The organism is Pseudonocardia sp. Ae150A_Ps1 (assembly GCF_001932315.1).
Lineage (GTDB): Bacteria > Actinomycetota > Actinomycetes > Mycobacteriales > Pseudonocardiaceae > Pseudonocardia.
On sequence record NZ_MCIJ01000001.1, the window covers coordinates 6103533 to 6118570 of the forward strand.

Annotated in this window: 12 protein-coding genes and 1 pseudogene; 4 read left to right on the forward strand and 9 right to left on the reverse strand. The window is 73.3% G+C overall.

The window, feature by feature from the left end; translation table 11 throughout:
• Positions 1-2: 2 nt before the first annotated feature.
• The 7 genes and pseudogenes from Ae150APs1_RS28745 to Ae150APs1_RS32335 form a co-directional block, all read right to left on the reverse strand.
• Positions 3-1691 (reverse strand): PQQ-dependent dehydrogenase, methanol/ethanol family, encoded by a 1689-nt coding sequence (locus Ae150APs1_RS28745; RefSeq protein WP_075301476.1) that lies wholly within the window; start codon positions 1689-1691, stop codon positions 3-5.
• 12 nt (positions 1692-1703) lie between these two features.
• Positions 1704-2168, reverse strand: coding sequence for an MSMEG_3727 family PQQ-associated protein (locus tag Ae150APs1_RS28750; RefSeq protein ID WP_010241632.1), 465 nt, complete (start codon positions 2166-2168; stop codon positions 1704-1706).
• Positions 2169-3153: 985 nt separating this feature from the next.
• A complete protein-coding gene (locus Ae150APs1_RS28755; RefSeq protein ID WP_075301478.1) occupies positions 3154-3921 on the reverse strand; it encodes a ribonucleotide-diphosphate reductase subunit beta in 768 nt (255 codons plus the stop codon).
• Between the two features lie 13 nt (positions 3922-3934).
• Positions 3935-4155 (reverse strand): annotated as a pseudogene (locus tag Ae150APs1_RS28760) (rubredoxin).
• A 264-nt stretch (positions 4156-4419) separates the two neighbouring features.
• Positions 4420-6516: a prolyl oligopeptidase family serine peptidase gene (locus tag Ae150APs1_RS28765; protein ID WP_075301480.1), complete on the reverse strand. Its 2097-nt coding sequence runs from the start codon at positions 6514-6516 to the stop codon at positions 4420-4422.
• The gene (gene rnhA / locus Ae150APs1_RS28770; RefSeq protein WP_060722443.1) at positions 6513-7031 is read right to left on the reverse strand and encodes a ribonuclease HI; all 519 of its coding nucleotides are present in this window, start codon (positions 7029-7031) and stop codon (positions 6513-6515) included. Before rnhA ends, Ae150APs1_RS28765 begins: the two co-directional genes overlap by 4 nt.
• 24 nt (positions 7032-7055) lie before the next feature.
• Positions 7056-7703, reverse strand: a complete 648-nt coding sequence (locus tag Ae150APs1_RS32335; protein ID WP_170918154.1) for a hypothetical protein — start codon at positions 7701-7703, stop codon at positions 7056-7058.
• Between the two features lie 669 nt (positions 7704-8372).
• Between Ae150APs1_RS32335 and Ae150APs1_RS32340 the strand changes: the two genes are divergently transcribed.
• Positions 8373-8702: a hypothetical protein gene (locus tag Ae150APs1_RS32340; RefSeq protein WP_075301484.1), complete on the forward strand. Its 330-nt coding sequence runs from the start codon at positions 8373-8375 to the stop codon at positions 8700-8702.
• Here the strand turns inward: Ae150APs1_RS32340 and Ae150APs1_RS28785 are convergent.
• Positions 8677-9132, reverse strand: coding sequence for a DUF2000 domain-containing protein (locus Ae150APs1_RS28785; protein WP_010225576.1), 456 nt, complete (start codon positions 9130-9132; stop codon positions 8677-8679). The genes Ae150APs1_RS32340 and Ae150APs1_RS28785 overlap by 26 nt on opposite strands.
• 49 nt (positions 9133-9181) lie before the next feature.
• Between Ae150APs1_RS28785 and Ae150APs1_RS28790 the strand changes: the two genes are divergently transcribed.
• Positions 9182-10012, forward strand: coding sequence for an AraC family transcriptional regulator (locus tag Ae150APs1_RS28790; protein ID WP_010225574.1), 831 nt, complete (start codon positions 9182-9184; stop codon positions 10010-10012).
• Positions 10013-10036: 24 nt separating this feature from the next.
• On the opposite strand, the gene Ae150APs1_RS28795 is transcribed toward Ae150APs1_RS28790, so the two are convergent.
• Positions 10037-10711 carry an MBL fold metallo-hydrolase gene (locus Ae150APs1_RS28795; protein ID WP_010225571.1) on the reverse strand — a complete coding sequence of 225 codons (675 nt, stop codon included), beginning with the start codon at positions 10709-10711 and terminating at the stop codon, positions 10037-10039.
• A gap of 366 nt (positions 10712-11077) precedes the next feature.
• Here Ae150APs1_RS28795 and uvrA point away from each other — a divergent pair, with 366 nt between their 5' ends.
• On the forward strand, positions 11078-14101 hold the full coding sequence (uvrA, locus tag Ae150APs1_RS28800) for an excinuclease ABC subunit UvrA (RefSeq protein WP_075302765.1): 3024 nt from the start codon (positions 11078-11080) through the stop codon (positions 14099-14101).
• Between the two features lie 319 nt (positions 14102-14420).
• Positions 14421-14993 (forward strand): translation initiation factor IF-3, encoded by a 573-nt coding sequence (gene infC, locus Ae150APs1_RS28805; protein WP_075302767.1) that lies wholly within the window; start codon positions 14421-14423, stop codon positions 14991-14993.
• The last annotated feature ends 45 nt before the right edge of the window (positions 14994-15038 follow it).

Sequence of the window (15038 nt, forward strand, 5' to 3'; positions counted from 1 at the left end):
CCTCAGTCCTCCGGCAGGGCGAAGCAGAACAGCGCGTCGCCCGCGGCGGCCCCGAGCAGGCCGGGTAGGAAGCCCTCGATCCAGCCGCCCCAGCCGGTCGGCACCGCGATGTACTGCCGGCCGTCGACGCTGAAGACCGTCGGGCTGGAGTGGTGACCGCTGCCGCACTGGAACGACCAGAGCTTCTCCCCGGTCTCGGCGTCGAGCGCGACGAACTCACCGGTCGGCGTGCCCTGGAAGACCAGGCCGCCCGCCGTGGTGACGTTCGAGGCGCACATCGGGTACTCGTTGCGCCAGCGCCACTTCTCCTCGCCGGTGAGCGGGTCGATCGCGCTCACGAAGCCGTAGAAGTCCTCGAGGTCGACGGCGACGCCCGCGCCCCAGTAGGGGATCGACTCCTTGAACTCCCGGCGCCTGCGGGTCGCCGTCGCCCCGACCTCCTGCACCGGGACGTAGATCAGCCCGGTCTGGCGGCTGTAGGACATGTGCGTCCATTCCTTGCCGCCGGCCGGACCCGGCCAGAAGTGCACCGGGACGCCCTCCTCGTCCGGATACACCTTGGGCGTGACCTTGCCCTCCGGGGTGATCTCACCCCAGGTGATCCGGTCGACGAACGGGAACACGCGGACGAGCTCGCCGTTGGTGCGGTCGAGGACGAAGAAGTAGCCGTTCTTGTCCACGTGCGCGAGGAGCTTCCGCCCGTCCGGCGCGTCGAACAGGACGTTCTCCATCGTGGAGTCGTAGTCCCACAGGTCGTGCGGGGTGAACTGGTAGTGCCAGCGGATCTGCCCCGTGTTGACGTCCACCGCGACGGTGCTGTCGGTGTACAGGTTGTCACCGGGGCGGACCGCGCCGTCGAAGTCCGGCGCCGGGTTGCCGGTGCCCTGGAACAGCAGCTCCAGCTCCGGGTCGTAGGTGGGTGTGACCCAGCAGTTCGCCCCGCCCCGCTGCCACGCCTCGCCGTCGTCGGGCCAGGTCTCCGAGCCGGGCTCGCCCGGCTTCGGGACCATGTAGCAGCGCCAGCGCCGCTCGCCGGTCTGCGCGTCGAAGGCGTCCAGGTGACCGCGGACGCCGAACTCGCCGCCCGCGCTGCCGCAGATCACCATGTCCTTGACGATCAGCGGCGCGACCGAGCCGCTCTCGCCGGCACGTACGTCACCGTTGACGACGTCCCAGACCTTCTCGCCGGTACGCGCGTCGAGCGCGATGAGGTGGGCGTTGAGGGTGTACATGTACACCTTGCCGTGGCCCACGGCGACGCCTCGGTTGACGTTGCCGCAGCACAGCGACACGTCGTACGGCGAGGCGTGCTTGTAGCGCCAGAGCTCCTCGCCGGTCTTGGCGTCGATGGCCCAGGCCCGGCCGTCCGGGCCGGAGACGTACATGACGCCCTCGACCACGATCGGCGACGCCTCGAACGAGTAGGTCGAGGCGCCGGACTGCATGCCGACCGCGCCGGCCTGGAACACCCACGCGGGGGTGAGGCGGCGGAGGTTGTCCTTGTTGATCTGGTCGAGCTCGCTGTAGCGCTGACCGTCGTAGGTCCCGTAGTAGGTCAGCCAGTTGTCCGGCTCCGAGCGGGCACCGAGGATCCGGTCGTAGTCCACGTTGCGGGTGGCCGGGGCCTCGCCCTTGACGTTGCTGAGCTGTGCGTGCGGGATGGCTTCGCCCGCGTCGACGTAGTCGGTCATCTCGTCTCCTTCCTACGGGCGCGGCTGCGGGGGTCGGTCGAGCTTGGCGCTGTCGGGGACCTCGCCACCGATGACGATCGCCCCGGTGAGACCGCGGCCCTCGTCGTTCCCGCTCGCGGAGCCGTAGTAGTAGGTGCCCGGCCCGTCCAGGTTGAGCTTCGCGGTGCCCTTGGAGTGGTTCACCAGCCAGATGAACTTGGGGTCGCCGTTGCTCGGCAGCACCGCACAGTGGGTGTTCTTGTCGTCGTTGATCAGCGTCAGCTCGATGTCCCCGCCGTGCGGGAGGACGAGGATGGCGGGGTCGTAGCGCAGCTCGTCCTCCGGGATCCGGATGGTGGCGCGCAGGACACCGTCGGCACCCTCCTCGGCGTTGCCGATGCTCCCGGTGTTGAGCAGCCGGCCGAGTGCGGTCCTGTTCTGCCCGTCCAGGCCCGCAGCGGCCAGTTCGGCCGTCCGATCACCTGAAGTCGTCGTCATTGACATATCCTCCCGGGCGCAATTCGTCGGCGGGTTGCGTGATCACTTTCACACTGGTCGGTACGGCCGTCAACCCCAGGATCGTGGGAATTCCGGAGAACGATCACGCGGTCCCCCGGGGGGGGCGATCCGGACGTGAATACGACGGCGCTCCCGCAGGCTTCGCGAGGGGCTCACCGTCCGGTGTCGCGCAGCAGGTCCGGGTGGCCGGTCCGGCGCCGGGGCGCCGCCGGTGGGACGTGGTGTCCGCCGGCACCGACGCGCTCCGCCGGAGGATCTTGCTGGTCACGGCGGTGCACGGTCGACGACGTGGTCGGCCGTGGCGGCGCGCCGGGGCGCGGGTGGGCGGGGGCCGGGGGATCGGGGCCGGGCGTCGAGGTCGTCCGCTCCGGTGGTGCGCCCGAGCGCCGGGTGCTGATCCGGAAGTGCCGTTCGTAGCTGTTCCGGGAATTGCTCCGGGACGTGTGCGATCGCATTTCGCCGGACACCGCACCTCTGGCCGAGAATAAGCGTCGAGCCTGTGTCGGTGAGCTTTCCGGAATTCGTTCCGGCTTCTGTCCGGTGTGCGATTCCGTCGCCCGGTGGGTGGCGCCCGTCGCTCCAGCGGGCCCGGCCTGTGACGCTGTGACGTGCAGCGTTCCCGTAGACGAAGATCGTCCGGCGATCGCTCTGTCTGATGTGGACATCGAGTGCGACGCCCGCTCCGGGCGCGTCCCGGGGCGGTGCTGGGAGGTATTTCCCGCTGGTCCGCGCGGTACCGGGGCGAATGAAACATGTGTTTCCCGGGTCGGTTCCGGCGAGGCGTCACCGTGGTGCGGGCGCGGGGCCCGGGACAGGGACGGCGCGGGAGGGCAGGAACACGGCGCCGGGCCCGGTGCCCGCAGGTGGCGGCCGTGGCGGCGGACCCGACACGGGCGGGCGGAAAGACGGCGGCGACCCTGACCTTACGGTCAGGGTCGCCGCCGTTCGTGCCGTCCGGTCGTCGTCACCAGAACTTGATGCCGGCAGCCTTCAGCCGCCGGCGGTGCTGACGCACCGCGGTGTCGATCGTCTCCGGGGTGATCAGGTCGCCCCAGACCTTCGCCGCGTTCTCGCCCTGCTCCAGCAGCGCGTCGGCGTCCTCACGGCCGATGTCGGCGCACTGCACGATCCGGGAGCCGAACCCGATGTGCCACCGCTCGTCGCGCAGGACGAGCTCCATCCCCTTCCGCACCCCCGGCAGCGGGCGGGAGAGGCCCTCCAGGGTGTCGAGCATCGCGTGCTGCCCGGCCAGCAGGACGACCCCCTCGATGACCATGTGGTAGAGCCCGACGGCTCCCGTCAGCCCGGCCGGGTCCTCGGCCAGCTGCCGCGCGGTGGCCGGGAGGCGGTGCTCGAACAGGTCGACGAGCTCGGCACCGACCTGCGCGCGCAGCACATCCTGCCGCGCGGCCGGGTTCGCCCCCGGGATCCCGGCGACGTCCGAGGCGACCCGGTCGAAGAAGCGGGCGTGCCGTGCCTCGTCCCGGGCCTGCGCCCGGAACGCCGCCTCCATCGAGTCCTCACGGGCCGCCGCCTGGTAGGAGCCGAGCTGTCCCGCCACCGAGGTCTCGGCGATGCAGAAGCCCGCGATGAGCCCGAGGACCCGCTCGTGCTCCCACTCGGTCAGCGCCGGCCAGGCGGCGCGGTCCTCCGAGAAGTCGATCTCCGTCTCGTCCCACTGCAGCGACGCGGCCAGCGTCACGAAGTGGTCGTAGCTGCCGATCATGGCCATGACCGCACCGTCCTCACCGTCCCGGGAACTCCTCGCCCGGCTCGAGCTCGCGGAAGTCCGACTTCGAGGCGCCGCAGATGGGGCACATCCAGTCGTCCGGGATGTCCTCGAAGGGGTGCCGGGCTCGATGCCGCTGTCCGGATCGCCCTCGGCCGGGTCGTAGACGAAACCGCACGGTTCGCAGAACCACAGCCGGGCCTGTGCCTCGGCGACCGCCGTCCCGCCGCCGCTCATACGCCGCTCCGGACCGGACCGGACCGGACCGGACCGGACCGGCGCCGCGTGGTGTGTTCGTGCATCGTCATGTGCCTCCCACGGCGTCGTTGCCGTACCACCGGACGACACCGGCCGCGCCGCACGAGGCCGGTCACGGTCGTCCTGTGACCAGGGAGCCACACCACGTGCCGCCCTCGCAAGGTCCACCGCGAAACACGTGTTTCGGGTGATGCGGCCCGTCGCGGTGCCCGGTACCGGCACCGGGTGCACCGGGGGCGGGACTCAGCCGCCGAGGGCCTCGCGCAGGAACCCGACCTGCAGGAGCAGCAGGTTCTCCGCGACGACCTCCTGCGGGGTCATGTGCGTGACCCCCGACAGCGGCAGCACCTGGTGCGGACGCCCGGCGGCGAGCAGCGCCGAGGACAGGCGCAGCGTGTGCGCGGCGACGACGTTGTCGTCGGCCAGGCCGTGGACGATCATCAGCGGACGGTGCGGGGCGTCCGCGGTCGGCGGGGTCGCGGCGTCGTCGACGATCGACGACCGGGCGTACGACTCGCCGCCGGGCAGCCCCAGGTAGCGCTCGGTGTAGTGGGTGTCGTACAGCGCCCAGTCGGTGACCGGCGCGCCCGCCACACCCGCGTGGAACACGTCCGGCCTGCGCAGCACCGCGAGCGCGGCCAGGTACCCGCCGAACGACCAGCCGCGGATGCCGACCCGGGTCAGGTCCAGGTCCGGGTACTCGTCGGCGGCCGCCTGCAGCGCCGCGACCTGGTCCTCCAGCACCGGACCCGCGAGGTCGCCGTGGATCGCCCGCTCGAACTCCGGGCCGCGCCCCGGCGAGCCGCGGCCGTCGGTGACGACCACCGCGAAACCCTGCTCGGCGAACCAGCGGCTGGTCAGGTGCGCGTTGCGGGACCGCACGACGCGCTGGGAGTGCGGCCCGCCGTACGGGTCGAGCAGGACCGGGACCTTCGTCCCCGGGACGTGCCCGGACGGCAGGAACACCGCGGTCCGCAGCGCCCGCTCGCCGAACGCGTGCAGCGCGGGTGCGGGGGAGAGGCCCGGCTCGACGGCGTGCCCGGCGACCGGGTGCTCGGTGCCGTCCGCGGTCACCAGCACCGCGTGCGGCGCGGTCACCAGGTCCTGGGAGGTCCGGACCAGGGTGCCGCCCGCCGCGGTCCCCGAGTGCAGGCCGTCGGCGGGGGAGAGCAGGACGGGCGTACCGCCGGGGGCGACCGAGTACAGCGCCACCGACGTCGGGTCGGCCGACGCCCGGAACAGGACGGTCTCGCCGTCGATCCCGAGGACGTCGCGGACCTGCAGGTCCGGTCCGGTGAGGGTGGTGTCGCCGTGCACGAGGCGGCGGGCCCCGCCGTCGTCGGTGACGCGGACGAGCGCACCGGACTCCGTGCGGGCCGGCACGCCCGGGACGTTCTCCACCCACACCGGGTCGGTCTGCGAGTACAGGGTGGTCGTGGTGCCCGTCGCGGGGTCGACGGCGAGGGTGCGCACCTCCCGCTGGTCGCGCGGCTGCACCGAGAGCAGCGGGCCGTGCGCGTCCCACCCGGCGGTGGCGAGGTACTCGTGGGCGCCGGCGTCCCAGCGCACCGGCGTACGGGTGCCGTCGAGGGCCACGATCTCCAGGCCGACGACAGCGTTCGGGGTGCCCGCTGCGGGGTACCGGACCTCGGCCGGGACCCGGTCCGGGTGTGCCGGATCGGCGATGTGCCAGCGGGCGACGGGGGACTCGTCGACCCGGGCGACGAGCAGCGCGTCGCCGTCGAGGGACCACCAGAAGCCGCGGGTGCGGCCCATCTCCTCGGCCGCGGCGAAGTCGGCGAGTCCGTAGGACACGTCGTCGGCGTCGGGCACGGCCGGCCGCGTCGTCGTACCGGTGGCGAGGTCGTGCAGGTGCAGTGCCCGGTCGGCGACGAACGCGACCCGGGAACCGGTGGGGTCGATCCGCGGGTCGACGACGGCCTCCACCGCGCCCACGTCGAGCGGGCGGACCTGCGGGTCCCCGGTGAGCGCGACGGTGAACGGACGCCCGGACAGCGCGAACACGGCCCGCTCGACGGCGGCGTCCACCGTGTACCCGACGACGCCGCCGGCCTGCTCGCGCACCCGCTCCCGGCGGGCGCGCTCCGCGGCGGGCAGGTCCTCCTCACCCGGCAGACCCGGGACCTGCGCCGGGTCCACCAGCAGCCGCTCCTCGCCGGTCGCCGCGTCGACCGACCACAGGCACGTCACCGGGTCGGTCCCCGACCGGGTGCGCAGGAACACCGCGCGGGACCCGTCCGGGGCGACGGTGAACCCGCGGGGGACGCCGAGGGAGAACCGTCGGGTGCGGGCGTGCAGGCGGGGGAACGTGTCCGTCACGGGCGTCTCTCCGGGGAGGTCGGGGTCGAGCCGGACCGTATCCGACGCCCCGTCGCGGCCGTGCGCGCCGGCGCCGCCCGGCCACCGGCCTCCGCGCAGCCCTGCGCCGCGAGCCGGTCGGCGCGCTCGTTCTCCGGGTGCCCCGAGTGTCCCTTCACCCAGAACCAGGTCACGTCGTGCCGCCGGACGGCGGCGTCCAGCTCGCGCCAGAGGTCGTCGTTCTTCACCGGCTCCCCGGCGGCGGTGCGCCAGCCGCGCGTCTTCCAGCGCGGCAGCCACTGGGTGATCCCGTTGCGCACGTAGGTGCTGTCGGTGTGCAGGTGGACGACGCTGTGCCGGGTGAGCGCCTCCAGCGCGCGGATCGGCGCGGTGAGCTCCATCCGGTTGTTCGTCGTGGTCGTGGGCTCCCCGCCGTGCAGCTCCCGCTCGTGTTCGCCGTAACGCAGCACCGCACCCCAGCCACCGGGACCCGGGTTCGGCACGCAGGCACCGTCGGTGAAGATCTCCACGACCACCGTCACGGGCCGCGACGCTAGCCGTCAGTACAGGCGGTACGACGCCCGGGCCGCGCTGAAGCCGTGGCCGGACGCCGCATCACGGCACTCGACACCGGTCCGGCGGCTGACACAGGTGACGTCGCCGCGTGTCACGTGCGTGTCGTAGCCGAGGGCCGTCCCGTCGGTCGGCGCCGGGACACCGTCGCAGCTCGCCCGCGCGCCGCCGGCGCGGCCGACGACGAGGCCGGGGTCGGTGCAGCCGTCGGTGCCCTCGGCGGTCCACTGCCGGTTCCGCACGTCGCAGCGCGCCTCGCCGCCGTCGACGCGGCAGGCGATGTTGCCGGTCGGGGAGGTGAAGGCCGCGACGTCGCCGAACGCGGCCGGGTCGGCGGCGGTGCTGCCCGCGACCAGGTCGGCCGGGGCCGGGACGGTCGCGTCCGTCGCCGGTGCACCCACACCGGCGGCGTCCGTCCCGGAGCCGGTCCCCGCGTAGGCGGCGACGACGACGCCGACGGCGAGCGCCAGCGTCGCGCCGACGGCGACCGCGGCGGTCCGGTGCGGCACGGCGGACCGGAGCGTCCCGGTGAACCGCTCGGTGTCGACGGCACGCAGGGCGACGAGGGGGTTCCACCGGCCCGCCTGCCGGTCCTGGTCGTGCTGCGGACGGCCGCCGGGGTACACCTGCGGCACGGGCGCTCCGGGCGGCGGGACCGCAGGCCAGGGCATGGGGGGAGTGCGCGGGCCGGTCGGCGGGCCCTGGACGGGGCCGGTCAGCTCGGTCGCCCCGGGGGCCGGGCCCGCCGGTGTGGCGGGCCCGTGTCCGGCCGGTCCGGCGGTCCCGGGTGCACGCGGACCCGGGACCTGTGGGCGCGGTGGAGCGATCGGCCCGGCGTCGCGGCGCGGGCCGGGGACACCGGCTACCCCGGGGAAGCCGGCCTGCCCGAGGGCGCCCGGCCCGTCCGGCGTCCCCGCCTCACCGGGGCCGCCGGGAACGCCCGCTCCGTCCGGGGCTGCGCGGCGATCGGCGCCGGCGCCGGCGCCGGGCGACGGTGCCGGACGGGGACGCGGCAACGGTGGTCCGTCGAGCACACCGGCGGCCGGATGGCCGTTGCGGCGGTCCTCGGTTCGGTCGTGGGCACGGTCGTCGGCGTGGGGAGCGCTCATCGATCGGGCACGGTAAGTGCACCTCGTGGTCGCGCACAGCGTCCGTTCGGAGCAGTAACGGCGGCCGGTCGTCCTGCAACGATGACCGTGCGTGAACGACAGCGACGGACGTACCGCCGGCACGACCGGAGCCCGTACGCCGCTCGGACGGGCCCGGTCGCCGACGGGGCCCGCGCGTCACGGCATCCTGGCCGGGTGAGCCAGGCCCTCTACGAGATCACCGTGAACGCGCTGCTCGACCGCGACCGCCCGCTCACGGCCGCCGAGTGGGACGCGGCGGCCGCCCGCGTCGGCGGGAACCGGGTTCCGTTGCTGCTCGCCGAGCTGGACGACGCGGGCCTGCTGGACGACGAGCTCCTCCCCGCGGCGGTCCGGCAGGCCTGGGCGGGGGCCGACGACGCCGTCGACCGGCTGGGCCCCGCACGCTGGGCCGAGCTGTTCGCGGCGGCCGGGGTCCCCGTCCCGCCCGGCGCGGCGGTCACGGACGAGGCGGCGCGGATCACGGATGGACGCGCGTCCCCTTGACGATCTTGTCGACGGCGTTCCGCGGCCCGTGCACGGCCACACCGACGAGATCGAGCTCCTCGGCCCGGTCGGCGGCGACGACGGCCCGGTTGTCGTCGTCGTTGCCGGTGCCGAACATCGCCGAGGTGTAGATCGCGGCCGGCAGCCCGCGGGTGACGGCACGGGCCCGGCAGGTCCCGAGCGTCGCGGCGTCGGCCGCCCGGACGATCACCGGGAGGCCGAGCGTGGGGAGGTAGGTGTTGCCGTCGGCGTCGGCGTAGGGGGCGCCGATCAGTTCCGGGACGGCGGTGGCGACGCCGGCGGAGAGGAAGGCGGTCACGTTCGCGACCTGCCAGCCGGCGAGATCGTCGCGGAGCACCACCACGATCTTCGTCGCGGGGCGCTCGACCGGGGCCGGGGCGGGGACGGTCGTCGTGTCGGGTGCGGTCACCCGGCCGATCCTCCGGTGCCGGGCCCGGCGGGTCTTGTACGTTCCTCACATGTCCCGAGCGGAGCGGGCACCGGACGACGTCGTCGCCTGGCGCCCGGAACGGGTCCCCGGGATCGCCGAGGTCCTGCACGCCCGGTTCGGCACGCACCGCTACCCGGTGCACGCGCACGCGACGTGGACGCTGCTGATCGTCGACGACGGTGCCGTCCGCTACGACCTGGACCGGCGGCCGCACGGGACCGAGGAGGCCCCGGTGACGCTGCTGCCCCCGGGCGTCGCGCACGACGGCCGCGCAGCGAGCGGGGCGGGCTTCCGCAAGCGGGTGCTCTACCTCGAACCCGGGCTGCTCGGGCACCACGGGATCGGGCCCGCCGTCGACCACCCCGGGGTGCGCGACCCGGTGCTGCGCCGTCGCCTCGACGAGCTGCACCGGGTGCTGACCGCGTCCGGGACGGACCTGCACGCGGAGAGCCGGCTGGCACTCGTCACCGAGCGGCTCGCCCGGCACCTCGCCCCCGCCGGGACGCCCGATCCGGGGCCGCCCGGCGACGGCCTCGCCGGGCGGCTGCGCGACCTCCTCGACGCCCGCACGGCGGACGGGATCACCCTCGACGAGGCGGGCCGCCTGCTGCACGCCCATCCCGGTCACCTGGTGCGGGCGTTCTCCCGGCGGTTCGGGCTGCCCCCGCACCGCTACCTGGACGCCCGCCGCGTCGAACGGGCCCGTGGGCTCCTGCTGGACGGCATGGCCCCGGCGACGGCGGCCGTCACCGCCGGGTTCCACGACCAGGCGCACCTGCACCGGCGGTTCGTCCGGCTGCTCGGCGTCACGCCCGGGCGGTACTCCCGGTCACGACCGGGCGCACCGGCGACGCGCTGACGACGACCGGGCGGCCCTCCTGCGTCACCAGCCGCGCGACTTCCACTCCGGCAGGCCCGGGCGCTGCTCGCCGAGCGTCGAGTCGTCGCCGTGGCCGGGGTAGAACCAGGTGTCGTCCGGCAGGGTGTCGAACACGCGGCCCTCGAGATCGGTGAGCAGCTGCGCGTTGTCCTCCGGCGACCAGGTCTTGCCCGGACCGCCCGGGAACAGGCTGTCCCCGGTGAACAGGTGCGGCCGGTCCTCGCCCCGGTAGAGCAGCGCGATCGAGCCCGGCGTGTGCCCGCGCAGGTGGATCACCTCGAGCTCCACGGCGCCGAAGACGATCGTGTCGCCGCCCTCGACCAGCTCGTCCATCGGGGCCGGCAGCTCCGGGGCGTCCTGCGGGTGGGCGATCAGCCGCGGCTCGAACATGCCCGCGATCGCGCCCAGCGCCTGCCAGTGGTCGGCGTGCCGGTGCGTGGTGACGAGGTGACGCAGGTCGGGGCGCTCGTCGGTCGCGCCGATCAGGTCGGCCAGCCGGGCCGGCTCCGCCGCCGCGTCGATCAGCAGCGCCTCGCTGCTCTCCTTGCAGACCAGGAGGTAGGCGTTGTTGTCCATCTCGCCCACCGAGATCTTGCTGATGCTGAGCTTCTCCAGGTCGCGGCGGATGGCCGCGCCACCGGGGTCGGTGTGACCGGTGTAGTTCTCCAGGACGTCCACGGCGCGAGGGTATCGGCCGCCCCCGACGATCGCGGTGGGGAGAACCCGCCGGTCGCACCGGCGGGGCCGCTCACGGCTCGAACATGCGTACGAGTATCGTCCCCGGCGGACCGACCGGCGCGTGCCGGGGTGCGTCCACCGAGGAGGGACCGGGCGGAGCCCGGCTCGACGGGTTCTTGTCGGTGGGCCGACCTAGCATCGGAGCCGGACGTGGAGACAGCCCGCACCGGTCGCCGGAGCCCGGTCCACGGGAATGTCCCGACCGCCGCGGACGTCACAACCGGGTCCGGCCCGACGACCCCGCTGTTCCAGGAGGCGCGCATCGTGAGCGACCAGAGCACCGACCGCCGCGCGGCCGGCGACGCCCTGTCACCGGGCGCCCAGCCGGTACCGAGCGGTCCGAAGCTGGTCGTGCGCGGCGCGCGCGAGCACAACCTGCAGGGCGTCGACATCGACCTGCCCCGCGACAGCATGATCGTGTTCACCGGGCTGTCCGGGTCGGGCAAGTCGAGCCTCGCGTTCGACACGATCTTCGCCGAGGGTCAGCGCCGGTACGTCGAGTCGCTGTCGGCCTACGCCCGCCAGTTCCTCGGGCAGATGGACAAGCCCGACGTCGACTTCATCGAGGGCCTCTCGCCGGCGGTCTCGATCGACCAGAAGTCGACCAACCGCAACCCGCGGTCGACGGTCGGCACGATCACCGAGATCCACGACTACCTGCGCCTGCTCTACGCGCGGGCCGGGATCCCGCACTGCCCGCAGTGCGGCGAGCGGATCGCGAAGCAGACGCCGCAGCAGATCGTGGACCAGGTCCTCGAGATGGAGCAGGGCAGCCGCTTCCAGGTGCTCGCCCCGGTCGTCCGGACCCGCAAGGGCGAGTTCGTCGACCTGTTCTCCACCCTGCAGTCGCAGGGCTACTCCCGGGTGCTCGTCGACGGCACCGTGCACCAGCTCGCGGACCCGCCGAAGCTGAAGAAGCAGGAGAAGCACGACATCTCCGTCGTCGTCGACCGGCTGTCGGTCAAGGCGACCGCCAAGCAGCGGCTCACCGACTCGGTGGAGACGGCGCTGCGGCTGGCCGACGGGCTCGTCGTGCTCGACTTCGTCGACCTCCCCGACGACGACGCCGGCCGCGAGCGCCGGTTCTCCGAGAAGATGGCCTGCCCGAACGGGCACACCCTCGCCGTCGACGACCTCGAGCCCCGGACCTTCTCCTTCAATTCGCCCTACGGCGCCTGCCCGGCCTGCGCGGGCCTGGGCATCAAGAAGGAGGTCGACCCGGAGCTGGTCGTCCCCGACCCGGACCTGTCGCTCGGCGACGGCGCGATCGCGCCCTGGTCCGCCGGGCACAACGCCGAGTACTTCGGCCGGCTGCTGTCGGGGTTGTCGACGGCCATCGGTTTCCGGATGGACACCCCGTGGCGCAAGCTGCCGGCCGCCGCGCAGAAGGCGGTGCTGAACGGGAGCGACGACCAGGTCCACGTCCGCTACCGCAACCGGTACGGCCGGGAACGGTCGTACTACGCGAACTTCGAGGGCGTCATGCCGTTCCTCGAGCGTCGCCTGGAGCAGACCGAGTCGGAGTCGCAGCGCGAGCGCTACGAGGGCTACATGCGCGACATCCCGTGCCCGGCCTGCGGCGGCGCGCGGCTCCGGCCCGAGGTCCTCTCGGTCACCATGCCGCACCGTGCCCTGGGGGAGCGGTCGATCGCCCAGGTCTCGAACATGTCGGTCGCCGAGTGCTCGCACTTCCTGCAGGGCATGGTGCTCGACGAGCGCCAGACCGTGATCGCCGGTGCGGTGCTCAAGGAGATCCAGGCCAGGCTCGGCTTCCTGCTCGACGTCGGGCTGGAGTACCTGTCGCTGGACCGGGCCGCCGGCACGCTGTCCGGCGGCGAGGCGCAGCGCATCCGGCTGGCCACCCAGATCGGTTCCGGCCTGGTCGGCGTGCTCTACGTGCTCGACGAGCCGTCGATCGGCCTGCACCAGCGCGACAACCGGCGGCTGATCGACACCCTGACCCGGCTGAAGGACCTCGGGAACACGCTGATCGTCGTCGAGCACGACGAGGACACCATCCGGGCCTGCGACTGGGCGGTGGACATCGGCCCGGGGGCCGGTGAGCACGGTGGGCACATCGTGCACTCCGGGCCGGTCGCGGAGCTGGAGTCGCACGACACCTCCCTGACGGGGGCATACCTGTCCGGGCGGAAGACGATCCCGCTGCCGCAGCGCCGCGAGCTGGACCACGACCGGAAGCTGACCGTCGTCGGCGCGCGGGAGCACAACCTGCGCGGGATCGACGTCGACGTCCCGCTCGGTGGCCTCGTCTCCATCACCGGCGTCTCCGGCTCCGGGAAGTCCACGCTGATCAACGACATCCTGGCCACGGTCCTGGCGAACAAGCTCAACGGCGCCCGGCAGGTCCCGGGCCGGCACACCCGGATCACGGGCGTCGACCAGGTCGACAAACTGGTGCGGGTCGACCAGTCGCCGATCGGGCGGACCCCGCGCTCCAACCCGGCGACCTACACCGGGGTCTGGGACAAGGTCCGCAAGCTGTTCGCCGCGACCACCGAGGCGAAGGTGCGCGGCTATGCCGAGGGCCGGTTCTCCTTCAACGTCAAGGGCGGCCGCTGCGAGGCGTGCACCGGCGACGGCACGATCAAGATCGAGATGAACTTCCTCCCGGACGTCTACGTCCCGTGCGAGGTCTGCAAGGGCGCCCGGTACAACCGGGAGACGCTCGAGGTGCACTACAAGGGCAAGACCGTGGCCGACGTGCTCGACATGCCGATCGAGGAGGCCGCGGAGTTCTTCGAGCCGATCACCTCGATCAGCCGCTACCTGCGGACCCTGGTCGACGTCGGCCTCGGCTACGTCCGGCTCGGGCAGCCCGCTCCCACGCTGTCCGGGGGTGAGGCACAGCGGGTCAAGCTGGCCTCCGAGCTGCAGAAGCGCAGCAACGGCCGGACCGTCTACATCCTCGACGAGCCGACCACGGGCCTGCACTTCGAGGACATCCGCAAGCTGCTCGCGGTGATCCAGGGGCTCGCCGACAAGGGCAACACGGTGATCGTGATCGAGCACAATCTCGACGTCATCAAGACGTCGGACTGGGTCATCGACATGGGTCCGGAAGGCGGATCCGGTGGTGGCGCCGTCGTCGCACAGGGGACACCCGAGCAGGTGGCGGCCGAGCAGGCGAGCCACACGGGCCGGTTCCTGCGCGACCTGGTGACACCGGACGACAGCCCGGCGCCACGTCGTCGCCGCACGGCCCGCAGCCGTACGGCCGACGCCTCGTCGAACGGCGCCACCGGGAGCGGGAGCTCGAACGGCTCGGCCCCGGCGACCCGGCGGCGCAGCCGGGCGACCGCGGCGTCCTGATCCGCGTGCCCGTCCCTCCGGGGACCGGATCGGCGGACGGCGGTCCGACGTCCCCGCGACGCACCGGACGGCGGGCCCGGTTCGGGCATCTGGGCAGCGCCTGCTAGCCTGGGAATGCGACCACCCGGGGCCGCGTTGACTCGTGTGTTCCGGGCGTCAAGTGGAGCCCCGCTCCCACCCGCGCCGTGATCGTAGCGGCGTCCGGGTCCATGGTCCGGCCCTGTGGCGTACGTGTGCCACCCGGCCGATCAACGGGTCTTCGCTTGTCGTCGCCGACGCACCAGGTAGAAGCGACACAGCGAGTCACACAGGAGACCCCATCAGCACAGAGCCCCGCATCAACGACCGCATCCGCGTGCCCGAGGTCCGCCTCGTCGGCCCGAACGGGGAGCAGGTCGGGATCGTGCGCATCGAGGACGCCCTCCGGCTGGCCCAGGACGCCGATCTCGACCTCGTCGAGGTCGCCGGCCAGGCCCGCCCGCCGGTCTGCAAGCTCATGGACTACGGCAAGTTCAAGTACGAGAGCGCGCAGAAGGCCCGGGAGTCCCGGCGCAACCAGCAGCTCACCGTGATCAAGGAGCAGAAGCTCCGGCCGAAGATCGACAAGCACGACTACGAGACGAAGCGCGGACACGTCCGCCGTTTCCTCGAGGGCGGCAACAAGGTCAAGGTCACGATCATGTTCCGTGGCCGCGAGCAGTCCCGCCCCGAGCTGGGCTACCGGCTGTTGCAGCGTCTTGCCGAGGACATCGGGGACATCGCCGTCGTCGAGGCCGCTCCGAAGCAGGACGGCCGCAACATGACGATGGTCCTGGCGCCGACCAAGAAGCCGGCACCGCGCAAGTCCGCGGCCGCCGCCAGCACCGAGGCCCCGGCGGAAGCCGAGGCGTGAGTCCGGCCCGCCCGCCGGTCGCCCGGCGGGTGGGAGGAGACGCAG

Coding starts and splice junctions, on each gene's coding strand:
- Ae150APs1_RS28745 (WP_075301476.1), bottom strand. CDS start 1,691: ATGACCGACTACGTCGACGCGGGCGAAGCCATCCCGCACGCACAGCTC.
- Ae150APs1_RS28750 (WP_010241632.1), bottom strand. CDS start 2,168: ATGACGACGACTTCAGGTGATCGGACGGCCGAACTGGCCGCTGCGGGC.
- Ae150APs1_RS28755 (WP_075301478.1), bottom strand. CDS start 3,921: ATGGCCATGATCGGCAGCTACGACCACTTCGTGACGCTGGCCGCGTCG.
- Ae150APs1_RS28790 (WP_010225574.1), top strand. CDS start 9,182: ATGTCCCGAGCGGAGCGGGCACCGGACGACGTCGTCGCCTGGCGCCCG.